The 18,948-nt window shown below is 57.3% G+C and carries 15 protein-coding genes; 8 read left to right on the plus strand and 7 right to left on the minus strand.

Features of this window, described 5'->3' with window-relative positions; all coding sequences use genetic code 11:
• The first annotated feature begins 8 nt into the window (after positions 1–8).
• From ACOQH0_RS02425 to ACOQH0_RS02455, 7 genes are all read left to right on the plus strand, one after another.
• Positions 9–785 (plus strand): DUF4311 domain-containing protein, encoded by a 777-nt coding sequence (locus ACOQH0_RS02425; protein ID WP_008501408.1) that lies wholly within the window; start codon positions 9–11, stop codon positions 783–785.
• A 13-nt stretch (positions 786–798) separates the two neighbouring features.
• Positions 799–1,440 (plus strand): DUF4310 family protein, encoded by a 642-nt coding sequence (locus ACOQH0_RS02430; RefSeq protein ID WP_010427370.1) that lies wholly within the window; start codon positions 799–801, stop codon positions 1,438–1,440.
• A 42-nt stretch (positions 1,441–1,482) separates the two neighbouring features.
• Entirely contained in the window at positions 1,483–2,616 is a 1,134-nt protein-coding gene (locus ACOQH0_RS02435) for an amidohydrolase/deacetylase family metallohydrolase (RefSeq protein ID WP_089599746.1), read from the plus strand.
• Positions 2,600–3,718, plus strand: coding sequence for a DgaE family pyridoxal phosphate-dependent ammonia lyase (locus ACOQH0_RS02440; RefSeq protein ID WP_042713476.1), 1,119 nt, complete (start codon positions 2,600–2,602; stop codon positions 3,716–3,718). Before ACOQH0_RS02435 ends, ACOQH0_RS02440 begins: the two co-directional genes overlap by 17 nt.
• Positions 3,715–4,455 (plus strand): 2-dehydro-3-deoxy-phosphogluconate aldolase, encoded by a 741-nt coding sequence (gene dagF / locus ACOQH0_RS02445; protein ID WP_421511435.1) that lies wholly within the window; start codon positions 3,715–3,717, stop codon positions 4,453–4,455. The genes ACOQH0_RS02440 and dagF overlap by 4 nt, the downstream gene beginning before the upstream one ends.
• Before the next feature lie 115 nt (positions 4,456–4,570).
• Entirely contained in the window at positions 4,571–5,707 is a 1,137-nt protein-coding gene (locus ACOQH0_RS02450) for a lactonase family protein (protein ID WP_421511436.1), read from the plus strand.
• 19 nt (positions 5,708–5,726) lie between these two features.
• A complete protein-coding gene (locus ACOQH0_RS02455) occupies positions 5,727–7,637 on the plus strand; it encodes a BglG family transcription antiterminator (RefSeq protein WP_421511437.1) in 1,911 nt (636 codons plus the stop codon).
• 32 nt (positions 7,638–7,669) lie between these two features.
• Here the strand turns inward: ACOQH0_RS02455 and nrdG are convergent, their stop codons facing one another.
• From nrdG to ACOQH0_RS02480, 5 genes are all read right to left on the minus strand, one after another.
• Positions 7,670–8,134 (minus strand): anaerobic ribonucleoside-triphosphate reductase-activating protein, encoded by a 465-nt coding sequence (gene nrdG, locus ACOQH0_RS02460; protein WP_421511438.1) that lies wholly within the window; start codon positions 8,132–8,134, stop codon positions 7,670–7,672.
• 123 nt (positions 8,135–8,257) lie between these two features.
• Positions 8,258–10,396, minus strand: coding sequence for an anaerobic ribonucleoside-triphosphate reductase (gene nrdD, locus ACOQH0_RS02465; RefSeq protein WP_047646505.1), 2,139 nt, complete (start codon positions 10,394–10,396; stop codon positions 8,258–8,260).
• Positions 10,397–10,765: 369 nt separating this feature from the next.
• A complete protein-coding gene (locus tag ACOQH0_RS02470) occupies positions 10,766–11,338 on the minus strand; it encodes a fructose PTS transporter subunit IIA (RefSeq protein WP_421511439.1) in 573 nt (190 codons plus the stop codon).
• A 1-nt stretch (position 11,339) separates the two neighbouring features.
• Positions 11,340–13,937, minus strand: coding sequence for a glycoside hydrolase family 38 C-terminal domain-containing protein (locus ACOQH0_RS02475; RefSeq protein WP_421511440.1), 2,598 nt, complete (start codon positions 13,935–13,937; stop codon positions 11,340–11,342).
• Between the two features lie 10 nt (positions 13,938–13,947).
• Complete coding sequence (locus tag ACOQH0_RS02480) at positions 13,948–15,351, minus strand: PTS fructose transporter subunit IIC (protein ID WP_421511441.1); 1,404 nt, start codon at positions 15,349–15,351, stop codon at positions 13,948–13,950.
• A 179-nt stretch (positions 15,352–15,530) separates the two neighbouring features.
• Between ACOQH0_RS02480 and ACOQH0_RS02485 the strand changes: the two genes are divergently transcribed.
• Positions 15,531–16,190, plus strand: a complete 660-nt coding sequence (locus tag ACOQH0_RS02485) for a MurR/RpiR family transcriptional regulator (protein WP_421511442.1) — start codon at positions 15,531–15,533, stop codon at positions 16,188–16,190.
• Between the two features lie 8 nt (positions 16,191–16,198).
• Here ACOQH0_RS02485 and ACOQH0_RS02490 read toward each other — a convergent pair whose 3' ends face one another.
• Together ACOQH0_RS02490 and treC are read right to left on the minus strand one after the other, a co-directional pair.
• On the minus strand, positions 16,199–16,945 hold the full coding sequence (locus ACOQH0_RS02490) for an oligogalacturonate-specific porin KdgM family protein (protein WP_421511443.1): 747 nt from the start codon (positions 16,943–16,945) through the stop codon (positions 16,199–16,201).
• Between the two features lie 297 nt (positions 16,946–17,242).
• Positions 17,243–18,898, minus strand: a complete 1,656-nt coding sequence (gene treC / locus ACOQH0_RS02495) for an alpha,alpha-phosphotrehalase (protein WP_421511444.1) — start codon at positions 18,896–18,898, stop codon at positions 17,243–17,245.
• Positions 18,899–18,948 lie beyond the last annotated feature (50 nt).

An 18,948-nucleotide genomic window follows, 5' to 3' on the forward strand; every position in this document is an offset into this window, starting at 1 on the left:
GCAGACTGATGTTCTTAATTATATTAATAAAATCGCTCATCATTGGCGGCCTGGTTGGCGTCGGTGTGGGGGCCGGGGCTGCACGCATGTTTCATGCGCCTACCACACAGGGTATGGGCGCGTTTCGTACGTTGGGGGAACTGAACTCCTGTGAAGGGGATCCGGCGTCCCACTTCTCCTTTGGGTTAGGTTTCTTCTTTAACGCCTGGGCCTCTTCCGTGGCCGCTGGTGCCTTCACACAGGACGTTGACCACCGCATCATCCCGAACTGGGGTGCTGCTGCACTGATGATCAAAAACCGTAACGTCGGCGAAACGCTGCACGACCCGCGCAAAATGGCGATTGCCTGCGGCGTGATCGGCATGATCGTCGTGACCTTCCTTAACCTGACCGCCTCCTCCGTGCCGGCAGCGCTTCAGGTCACCGCCGTGAAGGTGCTGGTACCCGCGGCAAACCTGCTGGTCAACACCGTGATGCCGGTGATCTTCTGGCTGGCGGCCATTGACGCGGGTAAAAAATCGGGCTTCTGGGCGACCATTTTCGGCGGCGCGGCGCAGCTGATCATGGGGAACGCCGTTCCGGGCCTGGTGCTGGGTATCCTGATCGGTAAAGGCGTGGAAGAGAGCGGCTGGAACCACGTCACCAAAGTGATGATGGCGGCGATCGTCCTGCTCTTCGTGCTTAGCGGCTTCTTCCGCGGCTTCGACATGAAGATGATCGAATCCTTCCATCTGACCGTGCCGAACTGGCTCGACATGATCCACAACTCGCTCAGCGGTAAATAACAGGAGCCTCTACATGGAACAGAATAAAGGTTTTTGGTATGCCGACTGGTCGTTCCCGATCTTCGTTGGCCTGCTCTCCTCCGGCGTCTTCGCCGGAACGCACATGTACTACCTCTACGGCATCGGCGCGTTTAACGAAGTGGCCTTCGTGGCGATGCTGAAAGCGGGGATGGATACCGGCGTCTACGGCGCGGTGGCGGCGTTCGGCGCAAGCTTCCTGTTCGCCCGTATTATCGAAGGCTCGCTGGTCGGTATTCTCGACATCGGCGGCGCCATTCAGACCGGCGTGGGCCTCGGCGTTCCGGCGCTGCTGCTGGGCGCGGGGATCATGTTCCCGGTGACCAACTTCATTGCCGCGCTGATTACCGGCCTGGTGATTGGCCTGGCGATTGGCTACGTCATCATCCTGGCGCGTAAGTTCACCATCAACCAGAGCAACTCCACCTACGGTGCAGACGTGATGATGGGCGCGGGTAACGCCTCCGGCCGCTTCCTCGGGCCGTTGATTATCCTCAGCGCCATGACCGCCTCCATTCCTATCGGCGTCGGTTCCCTGCTGGGTGCGCTGGTGTTCTACATCTGGCAGAAGCCGATCACCGGTGGCGCGATCCTCGGCGCAATGCTGTTGGGCTGGCTGTTCCCGGTCGCCCTTTAATACCCGCGGGCGCTCAGGCGCCCGCCTTATCAGGAGATCCTCATGTTTGATTTACTCCTGCGCCGTGCGCGCCTTGCCGACGATACCCTGACCGATATCGCCATTCAGGACGGGAAGATCGCGGCGCTGGGCGACATTGACGCCCCCGCGCATAAAACGGTTGAGCTGAACGGCGACGTATTCGTCAGCGCAGGCTGGATTGACTCCCACGTTCACTGCTACCCGAACTCCCCGATTTACCACGACGAACCGGACAGCGTCGGCATTGCCACCGGCGTCACCACCGTGGTGGACGCGGGCAGTACCGGTGCCGACGACGTGGACGATTTCTACGACATCACCCGCAAAGCCTCTACCGAGGTCTTTGCCCTGCTGAACATCTCCCGCGTGGGGCTGATTGCCCAAAACGAACTGGCCAACATGGCGAATATCGACGCCGACGCGGTCAAACAGGCGGTTAAACGTCACCCCGACTTTATCGTGGGCCTGAAAGCGCGTATGAGCAGCAGCGTGGTCGGTGAAAACGGCATTACGCCGCTGGAGCGCGCCAAAGCCATTCAGAAAGAGAACGGCGACCTGCCTCTGATGGTGCACATTGGCAACAACCCGCCGAACCTTGACGAAATTGCCGAGCTGCTGAGCTCCGGCGACATCATCACCCACTGCTATAACGGCAAACCCAACCGCATTCTGACGCCCTCCGGCGAGCTGCGCGCCTCTATCACCTCGGCCCTGAAGCGCGGCGTGCGTCTGGACGTGGGGCACGGCACCGCGAGCTTCAGCTTTGAGGTGGCAAAACGCGCCATCGCGATGGGCATTCTGCCGCACACCATCAGCTCGGATATCTACTGCCGCAACCGCATCAACGGTCCGGTCGGCTCGCTGGCAAGCGTGATGTCGAAATTCCTCGCCATCGGCATGTCACTGCCGCAGGTGATTGACTGCGTGACCGCGAACGCCGCCGACGGCCTGCGCCTGGCGCATAAGGGTCGCATTCAGCCGGGTCTCGATGCCGACCTGACGCTGTTCACCCTTAAACGTCAGCCGACGGTGCTGACGGATGCCGAAAACGACAGCCTGCAGGCTGAACACATTCTGGTGCCGCTTGCCGCGATCCGCGCGGGCAAGGGCTACATGACCGAACAAGGGAGCACGGAACATGCCTTCGATTTATGAGAAGTACAACTTAAAGCAGGTTATTAACACCTCCGGCCGCATGACGGCGCTGGGCGTCTCCACGCCGCGCCCGGAAGTGGTGCAGGCGGCAATGGACGGTATGAATGAGTACTTCGAGATGAAGGATCTGGTCAACAAAACCGGGGAATACATCGCGAAGCTGCTGGATGTGGAAGGGGCAACGGTGGTTTCCTGCGCGTCGGCGGGCATTGCCCAGTCCGTGGCGGCGGTGTTGGTAAAAGACAGCGACTGGCTGCTGGAAAACCTGCACGTGACCCCGATTGAGAACAACGAAATCGTCCTGCCGAAAGGCCACAACGTGAACTTTGGCGCGCCGGTGGGCACCATGGTGGCGCTGGGCGGTGGTAAGCTGGTGGAAGCGGGCTACGCCAACGAATGTTCTGCCGATCAGCTGGCGGCGGCGATCACCCCACGCACGGCGGCGATCCTCTACATCAAATCGCACCACTGCGTGCAGAAAAGCATGCTCAGCGTCGAGCAGGCGGCGGTCGTAGCGCGCAAGCACGATCTGCCGCTGATCGTCGATGCAGCGGCAGAAGAAGATCTTCACGCTTACTACCGCTCTGGCGCCGATCTGGTGATCTACAGCGGCGCGAAGGCGATTGAAGGGCCGACCAGCGGGCTGGTGATCGGCAAAACTCAATATGTTGAATGGGTGAAGCGTCAGACCGCGGGCATTGGCCGCGCCATGAAAGTGGGCAAAGAGGGCATTCTCGGCCTGACCTGCGCCATCGAACACTACCTGACGGCCACCAAAGAGAGCGGTGCAGAGATGGTGGCGAAGATGACGCCGTTTATCGACGCGCTTAATACCCTGAACGGCGTCACCGCGCGCGTGGTCTGGGACAGCGCCGGTCGCGATATCGCCCGCACCGAGATTAAGTTTGATGAAGCCACAACGGGCGTCGGTACCGGCGATCTGGTGGCGAAGCTCAAGCAGGGCGAATACGCCATTTACTTCCGTGGCTACAAGGCCAACGAAGGGATTATCGAGGCGGACGTGCGCAGCGTGAATGCTGACCAGCTGAACATAGTGTACCGCCGCATTAGCGAAGTATTAGGACAGGAGAAAAAAGCATGAAACTGATCCCCAACTTTTACCGTGACCGCGTCTGTCTGAACGTGCTGGCAGGCTCGAAAGCCAACGCCAGCGCCATTTACGAGGCGGCGGAAGGTCATGTGCTGGTGGGCGTGCTCTCCAAAAATTACCCGGACGTGGCGAGCGCCGTTGCTGATATGCGTGAATACGCCGAGCTGATTGATAACGCGCTCTCCGTCGGCCTGGGCGCGGGGGATCCGAACCAGTCGGCGATGGTGAGTGAAATCTCCCGTCAGGTGCAGCCGCAGCACGTTAACCAGGTATTCACCGGCGTGGCCACCAGCCGCGCGCTGCTGGGACAGAATGAATCGGTGGTCAACGGTCTGGTCTCTCCGACCGGCACCGTCGGGATGGTCAAAATCTCCACCGGCCCGCTGAGCAGCGCAGCTATGGACGGTATCGTGCCGGTTGAAACCGCGATTGCCCTGCTGAAAGATTTCGGCGGCAGCTCCATCAAATACTTCCCGATGGGCGGCCTCAAGTGCCGTGACGAGTACAAAGCGGTGGCGGAAGCCTGCGCCCGTCACGACTTCTGGCTGGAGCCGACCGGGGGAATCGATCTGGAAAATTATGAAGAGATCCTGCAGATCGCCCTCGACGCGGGCGTGAGCAAAATCATCCCGCATATCTACAGCTCGATTATCGACAAAGCCAGCGGCGATACGCGTCCGGAGGATGTGCGCACGCTGCTGGAAATGACGAAGAAGCTGGTGAAGTAAAACCTGCCCCTCACCCTAACCCTCTCCCAAAGGGAGAGGGAACCTTTACCCCCTCTCCCTTTGGGAGAGGGCCGGGGTGAGGGGAAACACGCCGCACAAACCTGAAGGAGCCACCATGCACACCCGTAACCTGCTTGTCGCTTCACTCTCAATGCTCGCCACCGCCGCTATCGCCCAAACGCAATACGCCTGGGTGGGCACCTACAACCCTAACGGAGAAGGGCTGTACCGCTTTACCGTTGATCCGCAAAGCGGCGCGCTGGCGAATAAAACGCTGGTCAGCACGCTGCCGAACGCTGCGCAGCTTACCGTCTCGCACGACGGCAAAACGCTCTATCTGGCAAGCGAAGTGGAGCAGGGCGTGGTGCAGGCGCTGCGGGTGGGGGATAACGGTGAGCTGAGCGAGCTGAATCAGGTGGCATCCGGCGGTGCGGGGCCGGTGTATCTTTCCCTGACGCCGAACGGTAAGCACCTGCTGGTGGCGAACTACGTCAGCGGATCGATTGCCGTTTTGCCGGTCAAGGCTGACGGCAGCCTGGGTGACGCCACGGATCAACATCAGGATCAAGGCGAACCGGGCGCGGCGAAGCCGGAAGCGGCTGCGGAGGGCAGCTTTGCCATCAGCGATCACAACGGTCCGCATGCGCACATGATCGCCGCCGATCCGAGCGGCAAGTACGTATTTTCCACCGATCTTGGGCTGGATCGTCTCTACCAGTACCGTTTTGACGATCGAACAGGGAAGCTGACGCCGAACGATCCGCCGTTTATCAGCGCCTCCTCAAAAGGTGCCGGACCGCGCCACTTTGTCTTTACGCCAAAAGGCGATGCCCTGTGGCTGATTAACGAAGAGGCGTCTACGCTCACCCACTATGCGGTGGAGACAAACGGCACGCTGAAAGAGGGCAAAACGGTTTCCGCGCTGCCGGAAGGGTACAAAGGCACCAGCTTTGCTGCCGGGCTGGCGTTAAGCGCCGACGGAAAGCAGCTGTATGTGGCTAACCGTTTGCATAACAGCATCGGGCACTTTACCGTAACAGCGGAGGGCACGCTGACGCATCAGGACGACGTGTGGACGCGGGGCGACTATCCGCGCACCCTGACGCTCGATAAACAGGGACGCTGGCTGTACGTCATGAACCAGCGCAGCGACAACATTACCCGTTTCCGCGTGGCGCAGGACGGCAAACTCAGCTTCGAACCGGACTATACCCCGGTCGGCAGTCCATCCCAGATGGTCATTTCACCTTAAGCCGTAAGAGGACAAACCCGTGCGATTTCCGAACCAACGTTTAGCGCAACTTTTCGATCTGTTGCAAAACGAGACGCTGCCGCAGGACGAGCTGGCGCAGCGGCTGTCGGTTTCCACGCGAACCGTCCGTGCCGATATCACCGCCCTGAACGCGCTGCTGGCAAGCCACGGCGCGCAGTTTGTTCTGAGCCGTGGCAATGGCTATCATCTCAAAATTGACGACGCTGAACGTTATCAGCAATTGCAGGCATCCCACCCGCGCGCGCTGCGTATTCCGCGGACCGGACCCGAGCGCGTGCACTATCTGGTGGTACGTTTTCTCACCTCAGCGTTTTCCCTCAAGCTGGAAGATCTGGCCGATGAGTGGTTTGTCAGCCGCGCCACGCTGCAAAGCGACATGGTGGAAGTGCGCGAGTGGTTCCACCGCTACAACCTGACCCTGGAAACGCGTCCGCGCCACGGCATGAAGCTGTTTGGCAGCGAGATGTCCACCCGCGCGTGCCTGACCGACCTGCTCTGGGAGCTGGCGCAGCAGGACAGTCTCAACCCGCTGGTGACCGAAGTTGCTCTCAACGCGGGTGTGCCGGAGCAGATGGTGGCCGTACTGCATGATGCGCTGACGCGACATCACATCCGCCTGACCGACGAAGGCGAGCTGTTCCTGCGTCTGTACTGTGCGGTGTCGGTACGTCGCATCAGCGAGGGCTTTCCGCTGCCGGAATTCCACGCTGAAGACGTAGAAGAGAACGTGCGCGAGGCGGCGAAAGATATCGCGGTCTCTATCCAGCAGCTGGCGGGCAAAGCGCTTTCGCCTTCGGAGGAGAGCTGGCTGTGCGTGCACATTGCGGCGCGGCAGATCCAGGAGATTGCCCCGAGCGCAATTAACGCAGACGACGATGAAGCACTGGTCAACTACATCCTGCGCTACATCAACACTCACTATAACTACAACCTGCTCAGCGACGAGCAGCTTCACGCGGACCTGCTCACGCACATCAAAACCATGATCACCCGCGTGCGGTATCAAATTATGATCCCCAATCCGTTGCTGGATAACATCAAGCAGCACTACCCGATGGCGTGGGATATGACCCTCGCAGCGGTATCGAACTGGGGCAAATACACGCCGTATGTGATCAGCGAAAACGAGATTGGCTTCCTGGTGCTGCATATCGGCGTCGGGCTGGAGCGTCACTACAACATTGGCTACCAGCGCCAGCCGCGCGTGCTGCTGGTGTGCGACGCCGGTAATGCTATGGTCCGCATGATTGAGGCGGTGCTGCAGCGTAAATACCCGCAAATTGAGGTTACGCGCACGCTCACCCTGCGCGAGTACGAGCTGGCGGAAACGATTGGCGAAGATTTTGTGATCGCCACCGCCCGCGTCAGCGAAAAGTCGAAACCGGTGGTAACGATCGCCCCGTTCCCGACCGACTATCAGTTAGAGCAGATCGGCAAGCTGGTGCTGGTGGACCGTACCCGCCCGTGGATGCTGGATAAATACTTCGATGCGGCCCATTTCCGCATTATCGACACGCCCGTTGATCAGCAAACGCTGTTCCGGGAACTGTGCGCGCAGCTTGAAGGCGAGGGATTTGTCGGCGCGGAGTTCCTGGATTCCGTCGTCGAGCGTGAAGCCATCGTCAGCACCATGCTCGGCGACGGCATTGCGCTGCCGCACTCACTCGGCCTGCTGGCGCAGAAAACGGTAGTCTATACCGTGCTGGCCCCGCACGGCGTCCAGTGGGGCGACGAAACCGCACACGTCATCTTCCTGCTCGCCATCAGCAAAAGCGAGTACGAAGAGGCGATGGCGATATACGATATCTTCGTCACCTTCCTGCGTGAACGGGCGATGGCACGGCTCTGTAGCTGCGGAGATTTTGCCGAGTTTAAGGCGGTGGCGATGGAGAGTTTGAGCCGATTTTGAGGTAAGGGCGGACGGATAACATCCGCCTTTGATCAACGCAGATGATGCACAACCTGGTTACTGCTGCCGCGCCAGATAAGCGACGGGTCTTTTAAATCTTGCATAAACTTGCCGTCGACCAGGACGTTAATCAGATCCACTATTTCCATTTGCTGCGCGTTCAACTCTTCCAGCTTGTAGCCTGTCCAGACCCAGATATCTTTTCCCGTACACTCTGACCGAATGCGCTTCACTAGCTTCAGGATATCCGGCACGTTTTGCGGGTGCAGGGGGTCGCCACCGGAAAGTGAGATCCCCTGACGTTTGATGCGGGTGTCGTTCAGGTCGTTGACGATCTTGTCTTCCATCTCAGCGGTAAACGGCATACCGGAATTTAAACGCCAGGTGCTTTTGTTGTAGCAGCCGGGGCATTCGTGCACGCAGCCTGAAACAAACAGGGTGCAGCGGGTGCCGGGGCCGTTAACGATGTCGACGGGGTAGTACTGGTGATATCGCATAGAAAATGTCCAGAGAATGTGTGCGCGCTGATGCCCTCACCCCGGGCCTCTCCCTCAAGGGTGAAGAGTTCCCTCTCCCTTGAGGGAGAGGGGTAGGGTGAGGGGGAGAACCCGGCGCAAAACTTACCCGATCTGCCCATTCCCCAAATGCTTCACGCGGCGCTTCACCTCTTCCTGCTTCCCGGCGTTAAACGGACGCGCATCCGGGCTGCCGAGATAGCCGCACACGCGGCGGGTGACGGAGACGCGAGCCGCGTCGTGGTTGCCGCATTTCGGGCAGGTAAAGCCTTTGCTGGTGCACTCAAACTCACCGGTAAATCCGCACTCGTAGCACTCGTCGATGGGCGTGTTGGTGCCGTAATACGGCACGTGCTGGTAGCTGTAATCCCACACGTCTTCCAGCGCCTTCAGGTTGTGCTGAATGTTCGGGTACTCGCCGTAGCAGATGAAGCCGCCGCTGGCGATCGGTGGATACGCCGCTTCGAAGTCGATCTTGTCGTATGGGTTCACCTTTTTCTCCACGTCGAGGTGGAAGCTGTTGGTGTAATACCCTTTGTCGGTCACGCCTTCCACAATGCCGAACTCGGCGGTGTCCAGACGGCAGAAGCGGTCGCACAGGTTCTCGCTCGGCGTGCTGTAGAGGCTAAACCCGTAGCCGGTTTCCTCTTTCCACTGGTCAACCGCGTCGCGCAGGCGCTGAACGATAGCGATGCCCTTTTCGCGCAGGGCCTCGCTGTCGTACATATGCGTATCGCCCGCCAATGCATTGATGGTCTCGTGTATACCGATATAGCCCAGCGAAATGGACGCGCGACCGTTTTTGAAGATCTCGGACACGTCATCGTCCGCCTTCAGGCGCACGCCGCAGGCACCTTCCATATAGAGGATGGGCGCGACGCGAGCTTTCACCCCTTCCAGACGCGCGATGCGGGTCATCAGGGCTTTACGCGCCAGCTGCAGGCGCTCGTCCAGCAGCGTCCAGAAGGCGTCTTCGTTACCTTTCGCCTCCAGCGCGATGCGCGGCAGGTTCAGGCTGATGACGCCCAGGTTGTTGCGTCCGTCGTGGATCTGCTCGCCGTTTTCATCTTCGTACACGCCGAGGAAGCTGCGGCAGCCCATTGGCGTTTTAAACGAACCGGTCACTTTGACGACCTGATCGTAGTTCAGGATGTCCGGGTACATACGCTTGCTCGCGCACTCCAGCGCCAGCTGTTTGATGTCGTAGTTCGGATCGCCAAACTTGTGGTTCAGGCCGTCGCGGATGGCGAATACCAGTTTCGGGAACACGGCGGTTTTGCGGTTTTTGCCGAGGCCGGAGATGCGGTTACGCAGAATGGACTGCTGGATCAGACGCGATTCCCAGCTGGTGCCCAGACCGAAGCCGAAGGTCACAAACGGCGTCTGGCCGTTGGCGGTGTGCAGCGTGTTCACTTCATATTCCAGCGACTGGAAGGCGTCGTAGCACTCTTTCTCGGTGCGGGAGTGCGCGTAGCCGTCAGCGTCCGGGATCTGCCACTCTTCGGCGGTTTTACGGTGCTTGTTGAAGCTGGCCGTCACGAACGGGGCCAGCACTTCATCAATGCGGTTAATGGTGGTGCCGCCGTAAATGTGGCTGGCAACCTGAGCGATAATCTGCGCGGTGACGGCGGTGGCCGTGGAGATCGACTTAGGCGGTTCAATCTCGGCGTTGCCCATTTTAAAACCGTGGGTCAGCATGCCCTTCAGGTCGATCAGCATGCAGTTGAACATCGGGAAGAACGGCGAATAGTCGAGGTCGTGGTAGTGAATTTCACCGCGCTCGTGTGCCGACACCACGTCGCGCGGCAGCAGATGCTGACGGGCATAGTGTTTGGCGACGATACCGGCCAGCAGGTCGCGCTGGGTCGGGATCACTTTACTGTCTTTGTTGGCGTTTTCGTTGAGCAGGGCGGAGTTGGTCTGCTCGACCAGGCCACGGATCTCCTGGTTCAGACGGCCGCGCTTCTCGCGCTGTACGTCACGATCGTGACGGTACTCAATGTAGGCGCGCGCCAGCTGCTTGTAAGGCCCCGCCATCAGCTGGTTCTCAACCGCGGTCTGGATCTCGTTGATATCGACCTGGCTGCGTTCATTCATCTGGCTGCTAACGACTTCTGCGACGGTGGCGCAGTAATCTGCGTCATCGACTCCCGCTGCTTTAGCTGCACGCAGAATGGCTTCCTGGATGCGCTCTGATTTAAACGGCACTTTACAGCCATCACGTTTCATCACATGCGGTGTCATGATCACTCCATTTTTGAAAACAGGTTATCCACAGAGGTGGAGAAGTATTCACCGGGCGTATTTCCCGCCGGGCCAAAGACTTCCCGCGTTCCCAGCTCGTGTTATCCACAATTCCGGCCAGCGTAAGCGCCGTCTTGTTGTTGGAATAGTAGACGATAAATACAAGATGTTGGGTCGGCGTGCATTTTAAGTGCTACATATAGTGATTTGCATCAAACATGTTTGCGTTTTATTTGATGCAGAACAAAGTAAAAAGACGAGAGTACAAACGGCGGGCGCTTCAGCGATTGTAAAGGCGGAAAGGAAAAATCTGATTAATTATTCAACAAAAACAAGCGCTCAGCAGAGTCTGTACTGAGCGCGGCGTGTTTAACTCATGCTGCAGACCCAGCTCAATCCCGCCTGTAAAAAGGCGGCGGTAGCAACACTGCCCAACACCACTGGGATGAGAATGGTGCTTTCTGGGGGATCGTCCTGTTTTTGAGGTCCTTCAGCATGCAGAGCGGACATGGCCTCTTCCCGGGAGCGCGCCGTCAGCAGTTGCTCACGCACCCGATCTTCCATCAGTCTGCTGGTTAGCGTCTTCAGCAACTGCATATGCGTACTGCCAGCTTCCGCAGGTGGAATGGCGAGCAGAAAAACCATTCTCACCTCTTCATTACCTTCCAGCCCCGGCCAGCTTATCGGGTCGTCAAAGAGCGCCAGACAAAACGCCGCTTGCTGTACCGACTCGGTTTTACCGTGCGGGACGGCGAGTGCTTCACCCAGCGCGGTAGGACCTTCACTTTCGCGTTGTAACACGCTCTGAATAAACGTTTCTTCATCGCTGATGATTTTTCGCCTGACGAGCGGTTCGGCGAGCCATCGTATTAGCGCTTCAGGCGTACGGTGTGGCGGGTTAATAAACACCAGATCGGGATGCGTCAATGCAAGCAAGTTCATGTTAAGCCTCAATCAAAAAATCGCAGGTCGCGGAAGGGGGGATCGCCGTTACCGGTTGCACCGGCTCTTCCAGATAGTTGATCTGACGTAGCTCTGCCAGACTTTCCGGGACGGGAACCGGCTGCGTCCCGGCGTTAAACAGGCGCACGACGGTGCCTTGCAGCTTCTGAGCATGGGGCAGTGCGGAAAGGATGAGCGGCTCCGGTAGGGTCAATAGCGAGAAGTCTGCCGGAAGTCTGCGCTCGGGCAGACGCAATGAAAAGCGCTCAAGGCGATGATCGAGCGTGTGTAACGTTTGCCGTTGATAGGTGAAAGGCTGTCCAGCAGCCTGATTTTCCAGCTGGCGAAGCGTGAGATGATCGGCGTTGTCGGTCAGCGCGACGGTGAATGAAAAGCGCAACGGTTTCAGCAGCTGGGCATCAGGGGTCTCAACCACCGTATTATTGATGCCCGACGCGCGGCCCGGTCGCCATTCAAGATCGTTGCGCCCGAGCACGCCCGTCGATTTAAACATCGTCAGGGCGATAGCTGCCGGTTCGCTGCCGACGATCTGAAATTCCTTCATGCCACGGCTATTCACCACCAGCGCTTTACCCGCTTCCGCGACGGCAATAATGCCTTCGGTGGTTTCGATATCAACGGGCATCTCGCGATAGCGCTCCTGCCAGTTTTCACCGGCACACCCCGTTTCGCGCTGGATTATCGCGAAGGGTTGGGAGGCGATAGCGTGACGGGTGTGAATATCGCTGCCGATCAGTAAACGTAGCCGGTGATCGCAGTGCCTGTTTTCCAGCGAAGCCTCGACATACAGGTTCGGATCGTCGTGGCGTAATTCGCACACCAGACGAATAGATAACGGCATTAGGGCAGCATCCTGGCGGCTGGTGAGATCCAGCGGAAGATGCAGCGTAGCTTCGACGATCAGCTTTTCGACAAGCGGCGTTTTCAGGCAGTCGATGAGTGTGAAAAGCGAGCAGCACGTTGGCGCGTCGCCCGCAAGGGGTGAGAAATCGTAGCTGTCGCCCGCGTCCGCGCAGTCTTCAAGGGTAAAGAAAGCGGGGATACGTCTGCCGCTGCGTTTGTCATGCAGGGTAAGCGTTCCGGCGTCCAGCACCAGTTGATAGTGCGTATTCTCTATCTCACCGCCCTTAATCTGTTCAGGCTGCCGGAACGGTGCAGGGTTCTCTTCAACACTGACGGTAAGATAGCCGACCGACGGCAAAACCGGGGTTTGCAAAGCAACCTGCCAGCGGAAATAAGGAGGAAGGGGCGTTTCACATTCACCTTCGGCGGTGAGTGAGATCGCCGTTCCACCAGGCAACATGTCTCTTTTCAGGACGTCGAAGCGTATTAGTTGTCCCTGATACGTCAGCGCGATATTTTCAGCGCGGCTATAGAGAGTGGTTTTCACCACGCGTCGCGTTGGGGTGGCCTGCGGGTTGAAAATCAGCAGGTCGCCTTCCTGAACACAGGCGGTGGCCAGGGTTTTCACCACCAGATTCCACAGGCTGTGGCACAGCTGTTCGGTTTGTTCCAGCCGATGCAGAATGTCGCGGTTGGTGGCATCACTGTTACAGCCGCCGATGGAGTCGTGGGCATGGCTTCGTAACAGCTTCTTCCAGAGCGTATCGACCAATGAGAGGTTGACCGGGATGCCCTGATGACGCGCCATTGCGATTGTCGGCTCCAGCTGTCGCAGGATGAACTGCTCAACCTCATTATTTTTCTTTTTGATGTCGTAGCGCACGGAGCCGATCGTTTTATGAATGCGGGTGTAGCGCGGTGATTTCAGCTCTCCTTCCCAGAGTTCAAACTGTTCACGTTGCGCGCGCAGAATGTCGACGTAGCGCTCCAGCGAACTGATGAGGTAATGGTCCTGATCCGGGGACTGTGTGCTGGCGACCTGCAGGATTTTCGGCAGCGCCGGCTCAATGCTGACCTGATCGCCGCCGCAGGGCAAGAGCAGGTCGTTGATACCGGCGCGTGAACGCAGAAGATCGACCACAGGATAGATTTTACTTTGCAGATGGCAGGGCTCTGAACGCATGTTCTTTGCTGCGCCATAACCCAGCGCCATCGCACAGGCGATGACGGTCGCCCCTGACGGTGCACGCCAGAGGAACTGGCTGCTTTTGGCGTGCCTGTCGTGATCGATACCGCGCCAGAAGACGATATTATCAATATTACAGCCCTGCAATATCGTGGGCATTTGCGCATTGTGGCCGAAGGTATCCGGAAGATACCCAACCTGCATGGCATGCCCCAGTGTCCGGGCGGCGAAGATGCCGTACTTCAGGTTGCGGATAATCGATTCACCATGCACGTTATAGGTGTCCGTCTGGGTATACCATGGCCCCACGAAGATCCTTTTGTCTCTGACCAGCGTTTCCAGCCTGGCGCGATAATCGGGATTGATGGCAAGAAAGTCCTCCACCACCGCCATCTGGCCGTCAAGGTGATAGCAGCAATAGGCCGGGTCCTGCTCCAGCGTGTCGATGACCTCCGCAAAGTTATATGACGCCAGCACCATGCTGTCCTGAAGGGTGAAATACCACTCCTGGTCCCAGTGCGTATGGGCAATGACGTGGATCTGATTCATGACGCTTCCCTCACCCGGCGTTCTTTGGGCTGACATAGAGCACGCCCAGGGCGCAAATGAGTGCGCCGATAAAGACGCTCGCCAGATAGCCCGCCACATTGGTTGCCAGCGGCCAGCCCCAGATCGCTGGCAGAGGCAGCGTCTGCTTCACGCCAAGGGCAATCGCGACAAGCGCGCCGGCGACGGCACCGGTCATGAACACCGGAATCAGGCGTGGGTTTTTCAGGATAAACGGGATCGCGCCTTCCGATATCCCGATAACGCCCAGCAATAACGAGGTGCTGCCAACAGTTTTCTCTTCCTGGCTGAAGACATTCGGAAGCCCAAAGCGGCCGTTGAGGAATGCGGCAAAGCCGACGCCAATGGAGGGAATGACGATGGAGAGTTCACGAGCGGTTAAATCAAACGTCTCGCTGATGCCATTCAGACCCAGCGCGACCGAGCCTGCTGCCTTGTTGACCGGGCCGCCCAGGTCGAACGCGGTACCCGCGGCAATCATCGCGGAATAGAACCCGCGTCCGGTGTCACCGGCCGAGGTAAAAAAGACCACCATGAGCTGGTTAAGCGAGCCAAAAATGGGGTTAATGAGATATTCCATGACCATGACCAGCGTAATGCCGGTGATCAGCGGGACGACCAGCATGGTTTTAATGGTGGTGAGTTGCTGTCGGACGTGAATCGAATCATTAAGCCATCGCACCAGATAGCCCACAAAAAAGCCAATGCCAATGGCGCCGAAAAAGCCGGATGGCATAAAGCCTTCGATATCAAAGAAGCGCTTATAAACGTCGTCTGACATGATGCCGCCGATAAGCCCGGGGATCAGCGCCGGTTTACCGGCAATGGAAAATGCCAGATACATGGCGAAGACCGGATACATGAACTTGATGGTCATAAAACCCACCTTATCCAGCACGCTGAATGGCGAATGTTCGATGTTAATAAACTGCCCGGTAATTTTGGCCGTCGCCATCATCAGCCCGCCCATGACCACCACCGGCAGCATATAGCTGATGGCCGCCATGATATGACCAATAAAAATCTGGTAAGCCGAACGTGGGAGATCGTCTTTGTCTGCCACGGAAGTGGAGGTGACCTTTTTTTCCATGGCCAGCGCCTGACGCAGATAGCGATCGGTATGCTTAATCAGCTCTTGTGTACGGGTCTGAAGATGGGGAATGTTTTCAAAACGCTCGGCATCCTGAAGGGGAACGTCGGTTGCCAGAATAATGGCCGTGGCGGAGGCAATATCCTGTTTTGTTAAGCGGTTTTTAACGCCGTCGCTGCCCTGCGTTTCGACTTTTACCTCGATATTGTGCGCTTTAGCCCATGCAATAATTTTATTCGCTGCCATAAAGGTGTGTGCGATGCCTGTCGGGCAGGCCGTTACCGCGACAACTTTTTGTTTCGTCATTGTCATAATTCCCTGGATGTGAAAACAGGTGAAGTATAAAGAGAACCTAAGACACCTTTTAATGTTTGCTAATACTAATTACGTATCGTGATACGCGTAATTGCAATGTGTGAAGCGCCTTCCAGAGACTATTTTCTCGCTGTGCTAATATCATGCCGGGATTAAACAGGGTGTAATAGATGAATTCATTTCAGGGAAGTGAGCGTTTGATATTTGAATACATTCAGCATCACGCATGTAATATTTCTAATATATCGGCAAAAGAGATTGCCCGTGATACCTTTACGACGACAACATCCGTTAATCGTGTCTGTAAAAAAATGGGCTATAAAAGCTATACCGAGCTTCGGTATCGTTTTTTGCGCGATCATTTTACACCTGCGTGGTCCGCGCCCGAGGCCGGGCCGCAGGCCGATGACATTGTGGCAGATGTAACCCGGTTGCTCATCCATTCCAGCCATATCTTCCTCTACGCACGGGGGGCCTCGCTGACCAGCCTTAACTATCTGTCGCGCTTTTTATCACTGGCGAGCCTGCCGCATCTTATTTTGAATGATATGCATCAGCTCACACGCGTATCGAAGGGGACGCTGGTGTTGATCAGTAAATCCGGGGAGACGCAGTCGCTGATTGAAATGGCGCGTAACGCGCTGCGTAAAGGATTGAAGATTATTGCGATTACCCGTGAGGGGTCGACGCTGGCTTCGATCTCAACGCTATGCTGGCCGTTACCAATCGACATCAACGCGGTGTCGCTGTATCAGCGGGAAGGGCAGCTTGAACTGTTAAGTGCCGTGGACCGTATCGGCTGCAGGCTGCTGCAGCACGATACGGTGTAATTAGGCCGTCAGAGCTGCTTCACTATCCCCAGACGTACGGCATAATCATTTTCATGGTTGCCGTCATCGTTGATATAGGTTTTATCCAGCGAAACCAGTTCGACGTAAGGCGTCCAGCCATCGTCGAGCTTGTAGTTGAACGCGACGGTATGTTCCCAGTAAGTGTCATCCCCGGTTCCCTGATCGACATCATCCTGCCAGCGGAAGCGTGGGTTATAGGACATACCGAATTTGCCAATGTTATACGCGAACCAGATGTCGAACTGGTGTGATTGACGGCGGGTGTAGCCGCTGCCGTCTAGTTCTTTGTCGCTGTGTGCGTCATTAACGGTGTTATAGCGATAGCGGGCTGAGAGGTTCAGACCGTTATCGAACGCTTTCCAGCCCTGAATGAAGGGGCGGTAATGGGTATTGCTGGCGGTGAAAACCGTCACCATGCCAGGCGCAACGGCGAAGCCATTACCCAGATCGAAGCGCCAGCGCGTTTCGATCTCCTGTGCGGCCTCCGTTAATCCTTTTTCGTCTGGATTATATCGATCGGTATCACCAAAAAAGGTATCGTTGTGGTTTTGTGCGGCTTCAACGGAGAAGTAAAAACCATTATTCGCCTGATGCATGACTTTAATACGTGAATCATTTACGTCTGAGCGCGTATTATGACCAAAACGAAGGTCGACGGACGTATTTCCGCACCATCCCTGCGTACTCAATAATAATGCGCTAATACACGTTGCTTTAATAATTGTCTTTTTCATAATATCCTGCCGAGGTTATTTAATTGGCAGGCTATTTTTATTTTGCGTACGGCACGATGTAAAAGTTATCGTCGTACATTTAGCGTATCGCTAAACGTAAAAAAGCGATACAGCATGCTGTATCTCACAGACTGCTTACAACGTGCATTTTGTGAGTTTCGCCCGGCGGCGCTACGCTTGCACGGGCCTACAATAGAGTGTGCAATTTATTGATATCGATGCGCAATGTAGGCCGGGTAAGCGCAGCGCCACCCGGCAAAAAAGCTCAAAGATATAGCATGCTGTATCTCCGGAAGTTTACTCCTGCACCCACCAGATGGCTTCAAACGGGCGCAACAGCAGCGTATCGGGGCGGGAGGGAACGTCCTCATAGTTGCTGAGTGCGACCCGCCATGCGCCCTGCACCGGGTCCGGCTGCCACTGCTGGCGTTCGCGGCTCAGGTTCGCCACCACCATCAGGGTCTGGCCCTGCCACTGACGGCGGTAACCCCAAAGAGAAGGATGTTCAGGCAGGAGATCTTCATAATCCCCCCACGTCAGCACTGGCAGAGTTTTGCGCAGGCTAATCAGCGACTGGTAGGTGTAAAACACCGAATCCGGGTCATCGAGCACCGCGCGGGCGTTCACGGTTTCGTAGTTGTCGCAGACGCCAATCCACGGCTCGCCCTCGCTAAAACCCGCATTGTGCGACGCGTCCCACTGCATCGGCGTGCGTCCATTATCGCGGGACTTACTCGCCAGAATCGCCAGCAGTTCATCCGGTTCGCGGCCGTTGGCCCGCAGTTCTGCGAACATGTTCAGGCTTTCCACGTCGCGGTAATCGGTGATGCGGCTGAAGTGCGGGTTGGTCATCCCCAGCTCTTCGCCCTGATAGATATACGGCGTACCCTGCATGCCGTGCAGCACCATGCCGAGCATCTTCGCGGCAGCCACGCGGTGTTCCCCTTCATCACCAAAGCGCGACACGATGCGCGGCTGGTCGTGGTTACACCAGAACAGCGCGTTCCAGGCTTTGTTGTGCATCCCCTGCTGCCAGTGGCGGAAGAGGGTTTTCAGCGCGACGAAGTCCGGCTTCGCCTTCGTCCACTTTTCGCCGCCGGGGTAGTCCACCTTCAGATGATGAAAGTTGAAGGTCATCGACAGCTCGCTGCCGTCGAGCGACGCGTACTGCTGGCAGTTCTCCAGCGAGGTCGAGGACATTTCGCCTACCGTCATCAGGTTGCGCGGGGTGAAGACGTCGCGGCTCATCTCCTGCAGATATTCGTGGATGCGCGGCCCGTCGGTATAGAAGCGGCGGCCGTCTCCGATGTTGTCGTCCGGGAAATCCTGGTCTTTTGAAATCAGGTTAATCACGTCCAGACGCAAGCCGTCCACGCCGCGATCGGCCCAGAACTCGCACACTTTTTTCAGCTCGGCGCGCACCTCCGGGTTCTCCCAGTTGAGGTCCGCCTGCTCCGGCGCAAACAGGTGCAAATAGTACTGCTCGCTCTCGGCGTGCCAGCGCCAGGCGTTGCCGCCAAACTTGGAGCGCCAGTTGTTGGGAAGCTGCTCCGGCGTGCCGTCGCGCCAGATGTAGAACTGGCGGTACGGGCTCGCTTTGTTCAGCGACTCGCGGAACCAGGCGTGCTGTGTTGAGGTGTGGTTAAACACCATATCCAGCACGATGCGAATGCCGCGCGCGTGCGCCCCGGCAACCAGCTCGTCGAAGTCATCCAGGGTGCCGTAGGCCGGGTCAATGGCGATGTAATTCGCCACGTCGTAGCCGTTATCCACCTGCGGAGAGATATAAAACGGCGTCAGCCAGATGGCGTCGATGCCGAGGGTTGTCAGGTAGTCCAGACGCTGCGTCACGCCGCGCAGATCGCCGGTGCCACTGCCGGTAGTGTCCTGGAAACTTTTTGGGTAAATCTGATAGATGACGCCGTTCTGCCACCAGTGAGGAAGAGTATTCATAGTGCGTTCCTGCAAATGCGAAGGGGCGCAACTGCGCCCCGAAAGAAGAC

Source organism: Enterobacter sp. JS8-1, assembly GCF_049187015.1.
In the GTDB taxonomy this organism is placed as follows: Bacteria; Pseudomonadota; Gammaproteobacteria; order Enterobacterales; family Enterobacteriaceae; genus Enterobacter; species Enterobacter mori.